Consider the following 17,246-nt stretch of genomic DNA (forward strand, 5'->3'; position numbering starts at 1 on the left):
ACACAAAACGCTGAATACTTTACGCCTGGCGGTTTTCAAGCTAATGCATCTTCCATCAATGACAGCAGCCATTAACAATTAAAAAAAAGCTACTTAAAGATTGCTTTATGAACAAAATCTATGATCGTAGGTTTTCTATGCGGTTTCCTGCAAAACCGCTGCTTGCCTTCCTGTGCTGGATTGCCTTTATTTTACTTGCCTTGCCAGCTGCGCAGGCACAAGAAAAATACAAGGTGCAAGGCAGGATTACTGACGACAAAAACCAGCCATTGCCCGGGGTGAGCATCTCCGAAGCCGGCACCCGCAGCGGCGTAGTAACCGACGCCGACGGCAATTATCGTTTAGACGTTACCGGTAGTAATGCCACCCTGCACATCGCCTTCGTAGGATTTAACAGCCAGGATGTACCGGTAAATGGTACACACCAGGTGAATATATCCCTTACGCCGCAACTCAAACAACTCAACGACGTGGTGATCACCGGTTATGGTAAAACCAGCAAGAAGAACGTGATCGGCGCCATCAGCTCCGTGAACGCCGGCGAATTTACACAAGGCGTGATCGCTTCTCCTTCCATGCTGCTGCAAGGTAAAGTGCCAGGCCTCACCATCACGAAAAGCGGTAACCCGAACCAGAACCCGACCGTGATCCTGAGAGGCCCCTCGACCCTGCGTAGCGGCGCACAGGAGCCTTTCTACGTGATCGACGGCGTGCCGGGCGCACCGATCGACATGGTAGCGCCAGATGATATCGCCAGCATCGATGTACTGAAAGATGGCGCCTCCACCGCCATCTATGGCGCCAGAGCGGCCAACGGCGTAATCATCGTTACCACCCGCCGCCCGAAAACAGATCAGGTGCGCATCGCCTATAACGCTTATGTAGGTATGGAAAAAGTAGCCAAACGCCTGGAAGTGCTCACCGGCGACGAACTTCGTAAATACCTCGCGGATAATGGCCAGGTGCTCGCTGCCGCCAACAACGACGTATATCCCGGCACTAACACGCCCGTGAATACCGACTGGCAGAAAGAAGTACAGCGCAACGCCGTATCGCAGAATCATAACCTCTCCGTAATGGGCGGTTCAAAAAATACCAACTACGGTTTCAGTGTCAACTATCTCAATAATCCAGGCATCATCAAAGGATCCGATCTGAACAGGCTGGGCGTAAGAGCCAACGTAGAACAACGTGCATTCAACGATCGCCTGCGCCTCGGCATCAATATCTTCAATACCTCCACCAAACAGGACAACGTGCCGGATGCCGTGTTTTCAAACATGCTCAATTACCTGCCCACTGTGCTCGTAACTCGCCCTGATGGCTCTTTCACAGAAGATTATGCCGGTAATATCCGCGGTGGTTACAACCCGGTAGCGCTGATCGCTAACAATGCCGACCAAACGAAGATCAACAAGTTCCTCGCTAATGGCCTGGCTGAGGTGAAGATACTGCCCGGGCTCACTTATACGCTGAGCCTCTCCACCCAGCGCGAACAGGTGACCAGGAACGTATACTATAACAGCCTCTCCGTGCTCGCCAAAGGCGCCAATGGTAAAGCTAACCGCATGGCCTGGACCAACCAGCGCAATATCATCGAGTCTTATTTTAACTACGATAAAACCGTCGGTAAACATAACTTCAAAGTACTCGCCGGTTATTCCTGGCAGGAAGATCACAATGGCGACGGCTTTGGCGTGACCACACAAGGTTTCGGCAGCGACGCCCTGTCGTGGAACAACCTCGCCCTCAGCAACCCGCCTCCCGGTACCGTGGTATTCGATAACTCCGGCGCCACCACCCTTACCACCCTGCGCCTCATCTCTTATTACGGCAGGATCAATTATCAATATGCAGATAAATACTATTTCCAGGCCTCCCTGCGTAATGATGGTTCTTCTGCATTTGGTAAGAACAACCGCTGGGGTTATTTCCCCGCTGTATCAGCAGGATGGCGCATCAGCCAGGAGCCGTTCATGAAAAGCAATGGCTTCTTTGATGACCTCAAACTGCGTGTGAGCTATGGTATCTCCGGTAACTCGCTCGGCTTCGATCCGCTGGCCGCACAGCTGCAATACAGCACCACCGGCCGTTACTATGATAATGGTAACCTGATCAATGCCATCGCGCCCGTACAGAATGCCAACCCTGACCTGAAATGGGAACGCACCGGCATGTTCAACGCCGGTATCGATTTCGCCATCTTCGACGGAAGACTGAGCGGCGCCGTTGACTACTACGACAAACAAACTTCTGATCTCATCTGGAACTACCCGGTATCTACCACACAATACATCACCACTACCTTGCTCGCCAACGTAGGAAAGGTAAGTAACAAAGGGGTAGAAGTAGTGTTAAATGCAGAACCCGTGCGCGGCCGGGATTTCTCCTGGAAAACATCCGTGAACGTATCGCACAATACGAATAGCATCAGCGCATTGTCCAGCGGGCGTTTTACGCTGAAGGATATCCCTACAGCCATCCTCGGTGGTAAAGGACAATCCGGCAACTGGAGCCAGAAGATCATGGAAGGCCAGCCTATCGGCACTTTCACGCTGTTCCATTATCTCGGTAAAAACAAAGACGGCGTTTCCACCTATCAGAAAGCCGATGGTACTGTAACCACTTCGCCCAACATTGCTGACCTGATGCCGGCTGGCAACGCGCAACCCACGCTCACTTATGGCTGGAGCAACACCTTCACCTATAAAGGTTTTGACCTGAGCGTATTTATCCGCGGCGTATCCGGCAACAAGATCCTGAATGCGACCAAGGCAGCACTGAACACGCCAACAGACGCAAAAGTGACCAACGTGCTGAAATTTACACAGGGAGAGTCTTACAACGACAAGAACTCCTTCCTGGTGTCTGACAGATTCCTGGAGAACGGCTCCTACCTGCGCATGGATAACCTCACCCTGGGATATACTTTCAAAACCAATAGTCCTTTCATCAACAAACTGCGTGTATACGGTAACGTTAATAACGTATTTACCATCACCAAATACACCGGTATCGATCCTGAAATGGACCTGGGTGGCCTTACGCCGGGTATCGATGCAAGGAATTATTATCCTAAAACAAGGTCATTCATTTTTGGCCTGAATGCTATTTTCTAATCAACCTGTCCGTTAAATTTCAAGATATGAGATATAAACAAATCCTTTGCATTTTCCTGCTTGCCGCGATGGCGCTGGCTGCGTGCAGCAAGCTGGATGTAGATGTGGAATCAAAATATACGCCTTCCAACTTCCCCACCAACAGCAGCTCTTATGCCGCCGCCATTGGCGCCGTATACTCACAGCTGGCCTGCTCCAAATCAGGCGATGCCACGTACTGGATGAATGGTACGGGTTTCAGCTACGCGGTGGATTACTGGATGTTGCAGGAATTTTCTACAGATGAAGCGATCATCCCTGTACGCGACGGTAACTGGGACGACGGTGGCAAATACCGTTTCATGCACCTGCATACCTGGGGTAGCGCGCACCCTTTTGTGATCAGTACCTGGCAGTGGGGCTTCGGCGGCATCAACATTGCCAACAATGCGATCAACCTCGTGAAAGGCCTGCCCGCCAGCGATTACAAGACCAATGCCATCGCAGAACTGAAAGCCATGCGCTCCCTGTTCTATTTCTTTATGATGGACTCTTACGGCAATGTTCCTATTATCGATACTTTCCCGATAAGCGCGCCGCCAGCCACCAAACAACGTAAAGAAGTATTTGCCTTCATCGAGAGCACATTGAAGTCGGTGATTCCAAACCTTACTACCAAAGTAGATGGAAGCACTTATGGCCGCGCTACCAAATGGATGGCATTTGCCCTGCTGGAAAAAATGTACCTCAATGCGGAATACTATACCGGCACGCCGCGTTACACTGACGCCGTAGCCATGGCCGACAGCATCCTCGCGAATGCGCCGTATACGCTGGATGCAGACTATCGCTCTATCTTCAAACCGGATAATGGTCCGCAGATCAAGGAAACCATTTTTGCGATCCCTTACGATGCTAACCTGATCCCCGGTTGCCACTTCACCCGTTTCGACCTGCATCCTTTCTTAAAGGCGCGTTTCGACCTGCCGGATGCATTTGGCCCGAGTATCGCTACCAGCACCATTCCTGATTTCTATGCTTACTTCAATCAGCCGAATGATGTCCGCAACAGCACCTGGCTGGTGGGCAAACAAAACAATAAAGATGGGACTCCTAACATTGTGCATACCACTACCAAAACCCTCGATGCCTCTTATAGCGGCCCCGATGCACCGATCGACTGGTGGGTGGAGATCACCCCTGAGCTGACCCTGAAACCCGGATCAGAAGCGAAGCTCGATATTGGCAACGACCTGAAAGCGCAGCTGAAAGGTGTTCGCTCTATCAAATACTACCCTGACAAAAACATCAACACCACCACCCGTTTCGAAAATACCGATGTGCCGGTATTCCGTCTGGCCGATGTGATAATGATGAAAGCAGAGGCCATCCTCCGCGGCGCTGCGCCAACCGTAGTAAACGGCGAATTACAAACTGCCGATGTGCTGGTAAACAAGATCCGCACCCGCGCGGGCACCACGCCCTGGGCAGGTACCACCTTATCCATGCTGCTCGAAGAGCGCGCCCGTGAATTCGCCTGGGAAGCCTGGAGAAGAAATGACCTGATCCGCTTCGGCAAGTTCGAAGGTAAATGGGGCTTCAAACAAGCGGACAACGACGTTTTCCGCCGCGTATTCCCGATCCCCGCCATCGAACTGGCGCTGAACCCGAATTTGATACCCAATCCAGGTTATTAGCTCATGATTATATGATTTAAAGGATTAGCGGGATTTTCGAATTTATGGATTTACGGATTTCTTGATTTAAGGGATACTTCAGTTTCCTGCAAATCAAGAAATCCGTAAATCCATAAATTCGAAAATCCCGCTAATCCTTTAAATCATATAATCATGAGCTGAATTATCCTTCGAGGAATTTCTTCAAAGATACGCCCAGGATGCTGTTCCAGCCTTCGTTGAAGCTGGTGGGGGCGAAAGCCGGATCGGTAGCGCCGGGGAAGGATTCCAGCCCGTAGTGGGAGAGTTTGAGGCGGGTGCCGTTGCCTTCGGGGAAAAGCTCGAATGTAACGAGCGAATCGCCGGGATAGTCCCGGTAGCGCCAGGTGTAGGACAGCTTTTGGCCGGGCACCACTTCCGTTACTTTACAGTGGTGTACGTATTGTTTGTTTTTGTCGCCGGCGGTAAATTCAAATTCAAAGCCTACCTCTGCTTTGAAGTCGGCGATCTGGAAATACCATTGTTTCATTTGGGCATTGTCGGTGATGGCTTGCCATACTTTGCTGACGGGCACATGGTACACCCTTTCTACTACAAGAGGTTCCTTGGTCATATTACTATGTTTTTTAGAGGTTATTTTTTCTTTTTACGTGCAGTCTTTCGCTCTTCCTGTTCCAGGAATTGGCCTAATGCATCGAGCTTTTGTGTCCAGAAGTCGCGGTATTTTTCTGTCCAGTCTGATACTTGTTTGAGTTGTTGAAGATCGGCGCGGCAGTAGCGTTCGCGGCCCTGTTGCGTGATGATGATGAGGCCGCACTCCGTCAGGATGCGGACGTGTTTGGAGATCGCCGGCCGGCTGATATCGAAATTATCGGCGATGCTGTTCAGGTTGAGGGAATGATGGGCCAGTAGTTCGATGATCTCACGACGGGTGGGATCGGCGATGGCCTGAAATACGTCTCTTCTCATAGAAAATAATTATGTAACCAACTGGTTACAAATATAGGAAACCAGTTGGTTACAAAAAATTTTTTTTCTTCAGGGAGAGATCAGATTTTCCGGAACACTATAATACCATTGTGACCACCGAAGCCGAAAGTGTTACTCATGGCCACTTTCACAGGATGTTCCATGGCCTGTCCGAAAATGATCTGCAAGCCGGCAGGCAAGCCCGGATCAGGTTGGGTAGTATTGATCGTAGGAGGGATGATGCCTGTTTCGATGCTTTTGATGCAGGCGATCGCTTCTATGGCGCCGGCGGCGCCAAGCAGATGGCCGGTCATGGATTTGGTAGCGCTGATATATAACGGTGACGCCCCTACGCCGAAAAGTTTCGCGATGGCCGTCGTTTCACTGAGATCGCCCACTGGCGTAGAAGTAGCGTGCGCATTGAGATAGTCCACTTCTTCCTTGTTGATGCCGGCATCGGCGAGGGCCAGCTGCATGGCTTTCCAGGCGCCGAGCCCTTCAGGATGTGTGGCAGTCATGTGATAGGCATCGGCAGTCATAGCGGCGCCGGCCAGTTCGGCATAGATATGTGCGCCGCGGGCTTTGGCATGCTCATATTCTTCCAGTACGAGTGCGCCGGCGCCTTCGCCCATCACGAAGCCGTCGCGGGCCGTATCGAAGGGGCGGGAGGCGGCCGCGGGATCGTCATTGCGGACGGACATAGCCTTCATGGCGCAGAAGCCGCCGACGGAAGCCGCAGTGATCGGCGCTTCCGAGCCGCCGCTGATCATCACCTTCGCCTTACCCAAACGGATATACGTTAATGCATCCATCAACGCCGTGTTGGAAGTAGCGCAGGCAGATACGGTGGTATAGTTGATGCCCATCAGGCCATATTTAATGGAGATCATGCCGGAGGCCATATTGGTGATGAGCTTGGGCACAAAGTAGGGGCTGAAGCGTGGCTGGCCATCGCCTTTGGCGTATTCAGTTACCTGCTCTTCAAAGGTGAGCATGCCGCCCTGTCCGGAGCCCCAGATCACGCCGGTATCAAATGGGTCCATCTGGCTGAAGTCGATCCCGGAATCTTTGATGGCCTGGTCAGCCGCCACCAGCGCATATTGCGTGAAGGGATCGGTTTTGCGGACATCGGCCTTGTCGAGATGCGCGGCGGCATCAAAATTTTTGAGCTCACAGGCAAACTGCGTACGGAAGCGGGACGCATCGAAATGTGTAATGCGCGCCGCGCCGCTAACGCCGCCTACCAGCTGCTGCCAGAAGGTGGCAACATCGTTGCCAATAGGTGTAACGGCGCCCAGGCCGGTGATCACAACTCTTTTCATGGAATGTTACTTTATGGTTTCAGGTCCTGCATCAGCTGCTTGCTGATGCGGTCAAATACTTGCGTGCCAAGCACCCGCGAGAGGATCAGCGAAGATTGCAGGTTGGTGATGATCAGCAGGGCGCGATCATATGGGTCGCCATCGAAATGGAAACGTTTGTGCTTGCGCCCTTTCTTCAAACAATCACTTAACCACTCCAATATATTGTTGCCCATGGTTTGCACTTTCTCCTGCATTGGCGCTGGCAGCGTTTCATAATCCGGCGCCAGCGATCCCATCAAACAAATGTTCCCTTTTTTACAATGGCTGCCGAATACCTCGAATAGTTTTAATAGTTGTTTGTCTTCAGGCAATTGCTTCCATTGGGCCGTCTGCGCCAGGAATTTACCGATCTCGCGATCGATCACGCCAATGCCCAGATCGGCTTTGGCGGGAAAGTGATAATGCACCGCGGCGTTCTTTATTTCCAGTGGTTCAGACAGGTCTTTATAACTGAAGGCGTTGAAGCCCCGCGTACGCACCAGGCCGTCGGCCAGGGCAATGATCTTCTCTCTTGTTGCTGACATAACGATGCAAATATACTTACTTGGTAGTAAGTAAGCAAAAATAAAACAGCAGAAGGATATCTCCGTACAATCAACGGTCACGTCTATACTAAAATGTTAAAATTCCTGTTGGAAAAGGTTTTCGCCATCATATTTGGCTATCTTCATTCCAGCTGATCAGTAGCCGTCATCATCATGTTTAGCGCCATCACCAGAATCGCTGCCATCGCCGTTTTCCCGTTTTGCATGCTTTGCAGCGAAACGCTATCTGCACAACATCTTTTATCTGGAAAAGTTGCCGGTAATCTTGACGAAGTATTACAAAGCGTGACGGTGCGGAATACCACCCGCGGCAAAGTTGTGCTCACGGATGCGGAAGGCCGTTTTTCGATTAGCTGTCGTGCCGGCGATACATTGCTTTTCTCTATGATCGGTTATCGCGCCCAACGGTTGCAGGTGAGTGGAGAGTTGTTCAGCCTGCCCTCATTAAACATCACCCTGAACAGCGAAACAATCACCTTGCAGCAGCAATTGGTACGCGGCTCCAACTACAAGCGCGATTCGCTGCGTATGCGGGAAGAATACAAATCCCTCTTCCGGAAACGCCCGCCGATTCTGAAACTGCCTAAACTGGATTCATTGCGCCAAAACCCGCTCGGGCAGCTGGATATGATCAGGATAGAGCTGGATGCTCATGCTATTGCAGAGGCTTTATCTTTCGGGAAGAACGCCCGCCGCAAACGTTTCCGTGAACGTTTCCTGATGGCGGAAGAAGAGCGCTTTATCCGGTATTACTATGATTCCGCCACGGTGAGCAAACTTACATGCCTGCATGGCGATAGCCTTCACTATTTCATGGAACGTTATGCGCCGCCACCTTCGCTGTTGCAAAACAGTGCGCAATACGACCTGATGGTTTTTATAAAAAGCGCTTATCAGCAATATCTCGATAGCCTTCAGCGTTTGAAGAGATAATTATCTGTCGTGATGAAAAAAATGCTGATCCCTATCTTGTTTTTCCTGCTGGTATCCTGCACAAAGAAAAATGACCTTCCCGGTTCACAAACCTCCCTGGATTTCAGCGCCGTAGATACGGTGTTGAATGATTCGGTGCCGCTGCGCTTCAGCGGCCGCTGTTATGCGCTGATACATGTGAACGGACAAACGGTGTACAGTAAAAGCTATGGCGGCTATGATGGAAACACGCGCGTGCTGGTTGCCTCCTGTTCTAAATGGTTGTCGGCCGCCGTGGTCATGCGTTTGGTGGACGAGGGAACATTACGGCTCTCCGATACGGTGGGCAAATTCCTGCCATTGTTTACGAGTTATCATAAAGGTAATATCACCATTGCGCAGCTGATGTCGCATACATCGGGCTTTCCGGGTAACTCTTCCCAGGGATATGAATCCGATCCCTTGCTAACGTTGTCGCTGGCGGCAGACCTGATCGCTAAAAATGTAGCGTTGATCAATCCGCCGGGTACCGCATTTTATTATGGCGGCGTGAGTATGCAGGTGGCAGGCCGCATCTGCGAAGTGGCGACTGGCAAGAGCTGGGGCGCACTTGCAGCGGAAAAGATCTTCACGCCCTGCGGCATGACCAATACCGATTACGGCCTCTCCGCCAATCCGCTCATCGCCGGCGGCGGGAGGAGCACTGCTAATGATTATATCCGTTTTCTGGATATGCTGGCCAACAGGGGAGTGGCAACAAATGGTACGCGCGTATTGAGCAGCGCTGCTGTGGATGCAATGGAACAAAGCCAGACAGCCCATGTGCGGGTGGACTATTCCCCTTACCCTTTGGCATTGCTGCCTACACTTCCCAACTTCTACGGCATCGGCAACTGGCGCGATCTTGCCGCCACTAACGACGCCATAGTAGAAAGCTGCAGCCCTGGCGCTTTTGGTACGCATCCCTGGATCAACTACAATAAAAAGATAACAGGCATCCTGCTTACACTGCTGCCGGCAAATAACGAGGGCGCCACTGTGGGCGCCTCTCTGAAAGTTCGCAGTCTTGCAAGAAATATCGTTCCGTAAATCATCCCTGGTATGGGCCGCCGGTTTCGCCCCAGCCCCATTTGGGCATGGGTTCGTCTTTGCCGATCGGGTTTTCATCTGCCTGTGAATTGATCACCGCAATGCGGCTGCCCCATTCCAGGTAACCTACAAATGCAGAACGGAATTCCGGATCGCTGGCCATGCCGGTTTCGTCGGCCGCATCCAGCAACAGATCAATCCAGCGGCGGCGCATCTGCTCCGTGAGATGCTTGCCGAGATGATGATGTACCATCGTGGCATGACTGCCGCCATCTTCGCCAGTGTAGCGTTTGTCGCCCCCGAACACCTCGCCGATGAAATGCGCAACATGCCGGGCATGGTCCGGCGACATATGCGCAAATACCGGCCCTATCAATTCATCTTTCAAAACTTTATCGTAGAAATGACGGGTGAGCTTCTCCAGCGCTTCCCCGCCGCCAGCCCATTCATACAGGGTGGGCGTCTTTTTTTCTTCAGACATGGCATTGGTTTTCTGATCTTGAATGTACAATTTCTCCTTCATCTCCCGTAAAAAAATATAGTTGACAAAATCAACTAATTAAAATATCTTCGCTGTATGAATACCCGACAGATAGGCCAGGTGAGGGCCTTTAACCGTTTCTACACCAATGTGATCGGCCTGCTCAATCATTACCTGCTCCGCGGCCATTATTCCCTGCCGGAAGTGCGGGTAATGTATGAGATCACCCACCAGCGCAACTGCACCGCTAAAAGCATCACCGAAACTTTCGACATCGACAAGGGCTACCTGAGCCGCGTGCTGCTCAAATTGCAGAAGGCGCGCCTCATCACTACCCGGCCATCGCCGGAAGACGGCCGCTCCCTCATTCTGCAAATGACCGCACAGGGTGCTAAAGAATTTCATGAGTTGGAATGCCTTGCCAACGATCAGATCAAAGGACTGGTAAAAGGGCTTCGTAAAGAAGAGAAAGACGAACTAGTATATCATATGCAGGCTATTGAACGTATCCTGTCTAAAAAATAAAAATACCATGCAACTCAGCGATATCAGCATCAGGACTACGCTCCAATCCGGCGACCTGGGCTATATGGTCTATCGCCACGCGGTACTCTATCACCGCGAATATGGCTACGGCCTCTCCTTTGAAAGTTATGTTGCCAAAGGCCTGAACGAGTTTTATGAACAATACGACCCTTCACAAGACCGTATCTGGATAGCCGAACACAATGGCAATATTGTAGGCACGCTAGCACTCATGCACCGCCCCGGCAATGCCGCGCAGCTGCGCTACTTCCTGATAGAGCCCGCCTATCGCGGCGTTGGACTGGGCCGCGAGATGATGGCCCTGTTCATGGCCTGCTTTAAAGAAAGAAAATATACATCTGCCTACCTCTGGACTTCAGAAGAGCAGGAAACTGCCGCTTCCATCTACCTCCGCAATGGCTTCCAGCTCGCCGAAGAGGTAGATTCCACCTTATTCGGAAAGCCGCTGAAGGAGCGGAGGTATGAGTTAGCCATCGCTCAGGATGATGTTGGTTGAAAGGATGATCAGGATTTCCTCGTCAGCTTATACCGCAGGTGTGTGGTGAGTTCCGAGGGTATTACTTCTACAATTTGAATATCGTATTTGTCTTTGTCCATGCCTTCAAACAGCCGGATGCCACTGCCTAAGAAAAGCGGCGCAATGTGGATGAAAAATTCGTCGATAAGTCCTGCGTTGAGAAACTGCTGAATGGTATTAGCGCCGCCTTGTATTCTGATGTCTTTTCCTTTGGCTGATTGTTTCGCTTTTTCCAATGCGCTTTCAATGCCGTCGTTGATGAAGTAAAAAGTGGTGGTTCCTTTTTGCACCCAGGGCTCCCGCTTTTCGTGCGTCAGCACGTAAACATCTGCCTTGTACAGGTCTTCCGCCCAATGTACTTCACCTTCTTCAAACATTCGTTTGCCCATGATGTAAGCGCCTGTTCTGGCAAATACGTCATCGATCAATTTGCTGTCTGTGCCATATTCTTCACCGCCCTCCATATTGATGTTTTTCCAAAATGCTTTTTGTTTATACATCCAGTTATGAATGGCGGGCCCATTGGTGCCAATCGGATTACTTGGGCTTCTGTTATCACCTGCGAAAAAGCCATCCAGTGATATGCCGCTGTCAAAGATAATTTTGCTCATATTTTTGTGTTTTTTGGATCAGGACTTTTATCGTATATACTATACCGTTAGTGAATGTTTTTCAGGAGATAGTGTTGTGCTACCTGCACAAATGCCTGCACCTGCGCATCCTGCCAGCTGGCGTCCCGCTTCATTTCTGTGGCCATCAGTGAAGCCACGGCGGGCGCCATGTCGATGGCGGCCTGCGCATCGAGGAAGAGGGCGCGTAAACGCCGTGCCAGCACATCTTCCACGGTTTCTGCCATCTCATAACGTACGGCCCATATCACCTGCGCTTTGATATAAGGCAGCCGCGGATGCAGCTGCTGGCCCATTTCCGGGAACAGGGAGATGTAAGCCTGTAAGAGCGGCGCATCGCTGCCATACACGTCCAGCGGCGCTTCGCCGGATGCTTGTTGCTGGTATCCGTGAATATGCAAAGTTTTCGTTTGACAAGGCGCCTGTTCAAGGCCGCCGGTGATGATGGCCTGTGCTACGGTGTCTTCGGCCATCCTGCGGAAGGTGGTCCATTTGCCGCCGGTGATGGTGATGAGGCCCGATGGGGCTACAATGATCTTGTGACTGCGGGATATTTCTTTGGTGCTGCCGGTATCTTTTTGTGGCGCTGCCAGTGGCCGCAGTCCGGCAAACACACTCAGTACATCGCTGCGCAGTGGCGGCTTTGAAAGGTATTGCCCGGCTGTGCTGAGGATGAAGTTGATCTCTTCTTCCAGCGCTACCGGTTCCAGGCTATGCGTTTCCAGCGGTGTATCGGTGGTGCCAACGATTACTTTATTGTGCCAGGGCACGGCGAACAACACGCGGCCGTCGGCCGTTTTAGGGATCATGATGGCGCTCCGGCTTTGCAGGAAGCCGGGATCGAGCACTACGTGTACGCCCTGACTGGGCCGCACCAGGTTGCGTGCGGCGGGATTGTCGAGTTGCAGGATCTCATCTACAAAAACGCCGGTGGCATTGATGACCACTTTGGCATTGAGCTGAAATGTTTCGCCGGAGAGGAGATCCTGTGCCTGTACGCCGCTGACTTTATTGGCGGCATTCTTCAGCAGGCCGTTCACCTTAAAATAGTTGAGCAGCACAGCGCCATGCTCCGCGGCCGTTTGCGCGATGTTGATGGCGAGGCGAGCATCGTCGAATTGTCCGTCGTGATACACGATGCCGCCTTTCAATCCTTCCTGTTGTATGGTAGGCAAACGTTTGATCACTTCCTGTTTGCTGATGTGATGCGAAGGGCCCAGGCTTAATTTGCCTGACAGCATATCATATATTTTCAATCCAATCGTATAGAAAGGCCCTTGCCACCAGCGGTATTGCGGGATCACGAATTGCTGGTTATGGGCGAGGTGCGGGGCATTGGCGAGTAGCAGCCCTCTTTCGTATAGGGCTTCCCGTACGAGGGCGATATCGCCTTGCGCGAGATATCGCACGCCGCCATGTACCAGTTTGGTGGCGCGACTGGAAGTGCCTTTGGCAAAATCCGCCTGCTCCAGCAAGATAGTTTTATAACCCCTGGTAGCAGCATCCATGGCGATGCCCAGGCCGGTGGCGCCGCCGCCGATGATAATAAGGTCCCAGCGCTGGTTTTCTGCTGCCTTTAATTGTGCGATAGAGTCTATTCTCTTCACTTTCGTTTTGTTATGATTTGCAATAAAAAGAAACAATCTGAAACTAAAGTATAAAATAAAATGAAATACGCGCGTATTTTTTGATGTATGGAGAAGAAAATGAGATTAAAGAAATTAAAATACTGGTTTTCATAAATTTGCAATTGAGTATTCTAATTTCACTTTAAAATCAGGTCTTTCATATTATTTCAAAAAACGGGTTATCTTTGTTTTATGTCGATGATCAATATTGCCGAACGCCATAAGTTCATCCTGAACAAACTGCACGAGAAAGGCTATGTAAATGTGCTGGAGCTCTGCAAAGAGCTGGATGTATCGGGCGTGACTATACGAAAAGACCTGAAACTGCTGGAAGATAAATCTTTGTTGTTCCGTTCACATGGCGGCGCCACGGTGCAGAATCCGTATACGATGGACAAGCCCGTGAATGAGAAAGAGAAGATACGGAAAGAAGAGAAGGCAGGCATCGGGGAGGCGGCAGCGGCGCTCATCGCGCCGAATGATGCGATCATCATCGCCTCCGGCACATCGGTGCTGGCACTTGCAAAACATATTCATCCCAAAGGACATCTCACGGTGATCACCGGCGCGATCAATGTAGCGCTGGAACTGCTGCGCCGCCCGGAGATAGAGGTGATCCAGCTTGGCGGCCACCTGCGCAACAGCTCCACTTCCGTAACAGGACCCTATGCAGAAAAGATACTGGAAGATTTCTCCTGTAGTAAATTATTTCTGGGGGTAGATGGTATTGACCTGGATTTCGGGCTAACCACTACTAATATTATGGAAGCGCACCTGAACCAGAAGATGATCGCGACTGTTCAGAAAACCATTGTGCTGGCGGATTCCAGCAAGTTTGGCAAACGCGGCTTCGGCCGCATCTGTGGCCTGGACGAGATAGATGAAATTATTACCGACAGCGGCATCGCTGAACATACGCTCCGGCAACTGGAAGAGATGGGCGTAAAAGTAACCGTTACTCATTAGCCCCTCCAGACCTTGCGGCAGGCGCCGGGCGTAACACCCTTTACCTGTTTGAACAATCGCGCGAAATAATTGGCGGATTGAAATTTAATTCAAATGCAATGCTGGCAATATCCCTCGTAACGTTTTGCAACAGTATCTGGCTGTGCAGGATGTTCACTTCATTGATCCACTGCTTGGGAGGCTTGTCTGTAGCCTCTTTCACGCATTTATTAAGATAGTTTTCCGAGATGTTCAGCTTATACGCATAGAAGGCAACACCTTTTTCCCTGAGGTGATGTTGCTGACAGTCACGTTTTGTGCTAATCTGAATTGATGTATTGATTTTCGAATTTGGTATCACTAACTTCGGAAGTTCGTACACACATAAATCCAAAAATCTGTAAATCCAAAAATCCGTAAATATTATGCATCTAACTCCCCGAGAAACGGAAAAATTGTTGCTCCACCTGGCTGGAGAAGTAGCGGCCAAACGCAAGGCACGCGGGCTTAAACTCAATTATCCCGAGTCCATCGCGCTGATCAGCAGCGAACTGCTGGAAGCGGCACGCGACGGGAAATCGGTCGCGGAGCTCATGCAGTTCGGCGCCACTATCCTCACCAGAGAGGATGTCATGGAAGGCATCCCCGAAATGATCCACGACGTGCAGATTGAGGCCACCTTCCCGGATGGCACCAAGCTCGTGACCGTCCACAACCCGATCCGATAATTTTAAAACTGTCATCATGATTCCCGGAGAATATTTTATCGCCGATGGCGATATCAACTGTAACGTGGGGAGAGATACCGTTAGCATTAAAGTGATCAATACCGGCGACCGCCCGGTGCAGATCGGCTCCCATTGCCATTTTTTTGAAGTGAATCGCCAGGTGAGCTTCGACCGTGCCAAAGCATTTGGTATGCGGCTCAACATTGCCGCAGGTACTGCTGTACGCTTTGAACCCGGCGAAGAAAAAGAAGTGCAGCTCGTGGCCTTCGGCGGCGCCCGGAAAGCCTTTGGCATCAATAACCTCGTGAATGGCGACACCACGCAGGATGCCGCTAAAGCCGCCGCCGTAGCGAAACTCGAACCGCTCAATTTTAAAAACCAAGCACAATGACCCTGAAGATCAATAAAACCAAATATGCCAATATGTACGGCCCCACTGTGGGCGATAAAGTGCGGCTGGGCGATACCAATATCATCATCGAGATAGAAAAAGACTTCAATAGCTACGGCGATGAAAGTAAATTCGGCGGCGGCAAAACGGTGCGCGATGGCATGGCGCAATCCAGCACCGCCACCCGCGACCAGGGCGTGCTAGACTTTGTGATCACCAACGTGATCCTGCTCGATCACTGGGGCATCGTGAAAGGCGACCTCGGCATCAAAGATGGCAGGATCGTGGGTTTCGGTCAGGCTGGCAATCCAGATACCATGGACGGTGTAGCGCCAAACATGATCATCGGCGCCTCCACAGAAGTACACGGCGGCGATGGCCTCATCGTTACTGCCGGTGGCATTGATACGCATATTCACTTCATCAGTCCGCAGCAGATAGAAACAGCGCTCTTCAGTGGCGTCACCACCATGATCGGCGGTGGTACAGGACCGGCAGACGGTACCAATGCCACTACTATCACGCCCGGTAAATGGTTCATCGAAAGGATGCTGCAATCCGCAGAAGCATTTCCGATGAACCTCGGTTTCTTCGGAAAGGGCAACTGTGCTACAGAAGCGCCCATCGCGGAGCAGATAGAGGCGGGCGCATTGGGCGTGAAGATACATGAAGACTGGGGCGCTACGCCCGCCGTGATCGACGCGGCGCTGAAAGTAGCCGACAAATACGATGTGCAGGTAGCCATCCACACCGATACCCTCAATGAAGCCGGTTTCCTGGAAGATACCATGAACGCCATCAAAGGCCGCGTGATACATACCTTCCACACCGAAGGCGCTGGTGGCGGCCATGCGCCGGATATCATCAAAGCGGCGATGTATCCGAATGTACTGCCCGCATCTACCAATCCTACCCGTCCGTTCACCGTAAATACCATCGATGAGCACCTGGATATGCTGATGGTATGTCATCACCTGAGTAAAAATATTCCGGAAGACGTGGCCTTTGCCGACTCCCGCATTCGTCCGGAAACCATTGCTGCAGAGGATATCCTGCATGATATGGGCGTATTCAGCATCATGAGCTCCGACTCACAGGCCATGGGGCGTGTAGGCGAGGTCGTTACCCGCACCTGGCAAACGGCCGACAAAATGAAAGTACAACGCGGCGCGCTGGCGGAAGATGCCGCTAATAACAACGATAACTTCCGTGCGAAACGTTACGTAGCTAAATACACGATCAATGCGGCTATTGCACAAGGCATCTCCGAATATGTAGGTTCCGTGGAACCCGGCAAGATCGCGGATCTCGTGTTATGGAAGCCCGCACTGTTCGGCGCCAAACCGGAAATGATCATCAAAGGCGGCATGATCATCGCCAGCAAGATGGGAGATCCCAATGCGTCTATTCCTACGCCGCAGCCGGTGATCATGCGTAATATGTTCGGCGCTTTCGGTAAGGCCCTGCACAAAACCTGCGTCACTTTTGTATCACAGGCATCGATCGATAACGGTATGGTGAAAGAATATGGTCTGGAGAAAATGATACTGCCGGTGAAGAACTGCCGCAATATCTCCAAAAAAGACCTGATACATAACGATAAAACACCGGAGATCACCGTGAACCCGGAAAATTATGAAGTACGTGTAGACGGTACCGTTATTACCTGCGAGCCGGTAGCTGTGGTGCCTTTGGCGCAACGGTATTTTCTCTTTTAAATATACAGAT

18 protein-coding genes are annotated in these 17,246 nt (G+C 51.3%); 10 read left to right on the forward strand and 8 right to left on the reverse strand.

From position 1 onward, the window contains the following. The first annotated feature begins 107 nt into the window (after window positions 1-107). Window positions 108-3,119: a SusC/RagA family TonB-linked outer membrane protein gene (locus FPG75_RS09585; RefSeq protein ID WP_143306564.1), complete on the forward strand. Its 3,012-nt coding sequence runs from the start codon at window positions 108-110 to the stop codon at window positions 3,117-3,119. A gap of 26 nt (window positions 3,120-3,145) precedes the next feature. Beyond that, window positions 3,146-4,795: a RagB/SusD family nutrient uptake outer membrane protein gene (locus FPG75_RS09590; protein WP_143306565.1), complete on the forward strand. Its 1,650-nt coding sequence runs from the start codon at window positions 3,146-3,148 to the stop codon at window positions 4,793-4,795. Between the two features lie 163 nt (window positions 4,796-4,958). Here FPG75_RS09590 and FPG75_RS09595 read toward each other — a convergent pair whose 3' ends face one another. The 4 genes from FPG75_RS09595 to FPG75_RS09610 form a co-directional block, all read right to left on the reverse strand. Next, window positions 4,959-5,387 (reverse strand): SRPBCC family protein, encoded by a 429-nt coding sequence (locus FPG75_RS09595; RefSeq protein WP_143306566.1) that lies wholly within the window; start codon window positions 5,385-5,387, stop codon window positions 4,959-4,961. Window positions 5,388-5,407: 20 nt separating this feature from the next. Continuing rightward, window positions 5,408-5,743, reverse strand: coding sequence for an ArsR/SmtB family transcription factor (locus FPG75_RS09600; protein WP_143306567.1), 336 nt, complete (start codon window positions 5,741-5,743; stop codon window positions 5,408-5,410). A gap of 80 nt (window positions 5,744-5,823) precedes the next feature. After that, window positions 5,824-7,065, reverse strand: a complete 1,242-nt coding sequence (gene fabF, locus FPG75_RS09605; RefSeq protein ID WP_143306568.1) for a beta-ketoacyl-ACP synthase II — start codon at window positions 7,063-7,065, stop codon at window positions 5,824-5,826. Window positions 7,066-7,076: 11 nt separating this feature from the next. Then, the gene (locus FPG75_RS09610) at window positions 7,077-7,631 is read right to left on the reverse strand and encodes a TetR/AcrR family transcriptional regulator (RefSeq protein ID WP_143306569.1); all 555 of its coding nucleotides are present in this window, start codon (window positions 7,629-7,631) and stop codon (window positions 7,077-7,079) included. Between the two features lie 174 nt (window positions 7,632-7,805). Between FPG75_RS09610 and FPG75_RS09615 the strand changes: the two genes are divergently transcribed. Continuing rightward, window positions 7,806-8,585, forward strand: a complete 780-nt coding sequence (locus FPG75_RS09615; RefSeq protein WP_143306570.1) for a carboxypeptidase-like regulatory domain-containing protein — start codon at window positions 7,806-7,808, stop codon at window positions 8,583-8,585. A gap of 12 nt (window positions 8,586-8,597) precedes the next feature. Continuing rightward, window positions 8,598-9,653 carry a serine hydrolase domain-containing protein gene (locus FPG75_RS09620; protein WP_143306571.1) on the forward strand — a complete coding sequence of 352 codons (1,056 nt, stop codon included), beginning with the start codon at window positions 8,598-8,600 and terminating at the stop codon, window positions 9,651-9,653. A 1-nt stretch (window position 9,654) separates the two neighbouring features. On the opposite strand, the gene FPG75_RS09625 is transcribed toward FPG75_RS09620, so the two are convergent. Beyond that, window positions 9,655-10,134 carry a group II truncated hemoglobin gene (locus tag FPG75_RS09625; protein ID WP_201747925.1) on the reverse strand — a complete coding sequence of 160 codons (480 nt, stop codon included), beginning with the start codon at window positions 10,132-10,134 and terminating at the stop codon, window positions 9,655-9,657. Window positions 10,135-10,230: 96 nt separating this feature from the next. Here FPG75_RS09625 and FPG75_RS09630 point away from each other — a divergent pair, with 96 nt between their 5' ends. Beyond that, window positions 10,231-10,659, forward strand: coding sequence for a MarR family winged helix-turn-helix transcriptional regulator (locus FPG75_RS09630; protein ID WP_143306573.1), 429 nt, complete (start codon window positions 10,231-10,233; stop codon window positions 10,657-10,659). Between the two features lie 7 nt (window positions 10,660-10,666). Further along, window positions 10,667-11,176, forward strand: coding sequence for a GNAT family N-acetyltransferase (locus FPG75_RS09635; protein WP_143306574.1), 510 nt, complete (start codon window positions 10,667-10,669; stop codon window positions 11,174-11,176). An 8-nt stretch (window positions 11,177-11,184) separates the two neighbouring features. On the opposite strand, the gene FPG75_RS09640 is transcribed toward FPG75_RS09635, so the two are convergent. Continuing rightward, window positions 11,185-11,808, reverse strand: coding sequence for a dihydrofolate reductase family protein (locus FPG75_RS09640; protein WP_143306575.1), 624 nt, complete (start codon window positions 11,806-11,808; stop codon window positions 11,185-11,187). A gap of 47 nt (window positions 11,809-11,855) precedes the next feature. Next, the gene (locus FPG75_RS09645) at window positions 11,856-13,433 is read right to left on the reverse strand and encodes a glycerol-3-phosphate dehydrogenase/oxidase (RefSeq protein ID WP_236652752.1); all 1,578 of its coding nucleotides are present in this window, start codon (window positions 13,431-13,433) and stop codon (window positions 11,856-11,858) included. Between the two features lie 213 nt (window positions 13,434-13,646). Here FPG75_RS09645 and FPG75_RS09650 point away from each other — a divergent pair, with 213 nt between their 5' ends. Next, window positions 13,647-14,420, forward strand: coding sequence for a DeoR/GlpR family DNA-binding transcription regulator (locus FPG75_RS09650; RefSeq protein WP_317130740.1), 774 nt, complete (start codon window positions 13,647-13,649; stop codon window positions 14,418-14,420). 40 nt (window positions 14,421-14,460) lie between these two features. Here FPG75_RS09650 and FPG75_RS26145 read toward each other — a convergent pair whose 3' ends face one another. Continuing rightward, entirely contained in the window at window positions 14,461-14,622 is a 162-nt protein-coding gene (locus tag FPG75_RS26145; protein WP_201747926.1) for a hypothetical protein, read from the reverse strand. 202 nt (window positions 14,623-14,824) lie between these two features. Between FPG75_RS26145 and ureA the strand changes: the two genes are divergently transcribed. From ureA to ureC, 3 genes are read left to right on the forward strand one after another with little or no spacing between them, the layout of a single operon-like run. Continuing rightward, window positions 14,825-15,127: an urease subunit gamma gene (gene ureA, locus FPG75_RS09660; RefSeq protein ID WP_143306576.1), complete on the forward strand. Its 303-nt coding sequence runs from the start codon at window positions 14,825-14,827 to the stop codon at window positions 15,125-15,127. A 16-nt stretch (window positions 15,128-15,143) separates the two neighbouring features. Further along, window positions 15,144-15,518: an urease subunit beta gene (gene ureB / locus FPG75_RS09665; protein WP_143306577.1), complete on the forward strand. Its 375-nt coding sequence runs from the start codon at window positions 15,144-15,146 to the stop codon at window positions 15,516-15,518. Next, entirely contained in the window at window positions 15,515-17,236 is a 1,722-nt protein-coding gene (gene ureC, locus FPG75_RS09670) for an urease subunit alpha (RefSeq protein ID WP_143306578.1), read from the forward strand. Before ureB ends, ureC begins: the two co-directional genes overlap by 4 nt. Window positions 17,237-17,246: the final 10 nt, after the last annotated feature.

The organism is Chitinophaga vietnamensis, assembly GCF_902167635.1.
Classification (GTDB): domain Bacteria; phylum Bacteroidota; class Bacteroidia; order Chitinophagales; family Chitinophagaceae; genus Chitinophaga; species Chitinophaga vietnamensis.

Excerpts from the sequence above, each read along its gene's own strand:
- FPG75_RS09630 (WP_143306573.1), top strand. The coding sequence starts at position 10,231 with ATGAATACCCGACAGATAGGCCAGGTGAGGGCCTTTAACCGTTTCTAC.
- fabF (WP_143306568.1), bottom strand. The coding sequence starts at position 7,065 with ATGAAAAGAGTTGTGATCACCGGCCTGGGCGCCGTTACACCTATTGGC.
- ureA (WP_143306576.1), top strand. The coding sequence starts at position 14,825 with ATGCATCTAACTCCCCGAGAAACGGAAAAATTGTTGCTCCACCTGGCT.
- ureC (WP_143306578.1), top strand. The coding sequence starts at position 15,515 with ATGACCCTGAAGATCAATAAAACCAAATATGCCAATATGTACGGCCCC.
- FPG75_RS09635 (WP_143306574.1), top strand. The coding sequence starts at position 10,667 with ATGCAACTCAGCGATATCAGCATCAGGACTACGCTCCAATCCGGCGAC.
- FPG75_RS09595 (WP_143306566.1), bottom strand. The coding sequence starts at position 5,387 with ATGACCAAGGAACCTCTTGTAGTAGAAAGGGTGTACCATGTGCCCGTC.
- FPG75_RS09625 (WP_201747925.1), bottom strand. The coding sequence starts at position 10,134 with ATGTCTGAAGAAAAAAAGACGCCCACCCTGTATGAATGGGCTGGCGGC.
- FPG75_RS09615 (WP_143306570.1), top strand. The coding sequence starts at position 7,806 with ATGTTTAGCGCCATCACCAGAATCGCTGCCATCGCCGTTTTCCCGTTT.
- FPG75_RS09620 (WP_143306571.1), top strand. The coding sequence starts at position 8,598 with ATGAAAAAAATGCTGATCCCTATCTTGTTTTTCCTGCTGGTATCCTGC.
- FPG75_RS09640 (WP_143306575.1), bottom strand. The coding sequence starts at position 11,808 with ATGAGCAAAATTATCTTTGACAGCGGCATATCACTGGATGGCTTTTTC.
- ureB (WP_143306577.1), top strand. The coding sequence starts at position 15,144 with ATGATTCCCGGAGAATATTTTATCGCCGATGGCGATATCAACTGTAAC.
- FPG75_RS09590 (WP_143306565.1), top strand. The coding sequence starts at position 3,146 with ATGAGATATAAACAAATCCTTTGCATTTTCCTGCTTGCCGCGATGGCG.
- FPG75_RS09650 (WP_317130740.1), top strand. The coding sequence starts at position 13,647 with ATGTCGATGATCAATATTGCCGAACGCCATAAGTTCATCCTGAACAAA.
- FPG75_RS09585 (WP_143306564.1), top strand. The coding sequence starts at position 108 with ATGAACAAAATCTATGATCGTAGGTTTTCTATGCGGTTTCCTGCAAAA.
- FPG75_RS09610 (WP_143306569.1), bottom strand. The coding sequence starts at position 7,631 with ATGTCAGCAACAAGAGAGAAGATCATTGCCCTGGCCGACGGCCTGGTG.
- FPG75_RS09600 (WP_143306567.1), bottom strand. The coding sequence starts at position 5,743 with ATGAGAAGAGACGTATTTCAGGCCATCGCCGATCCCACCCGTCGTGAG.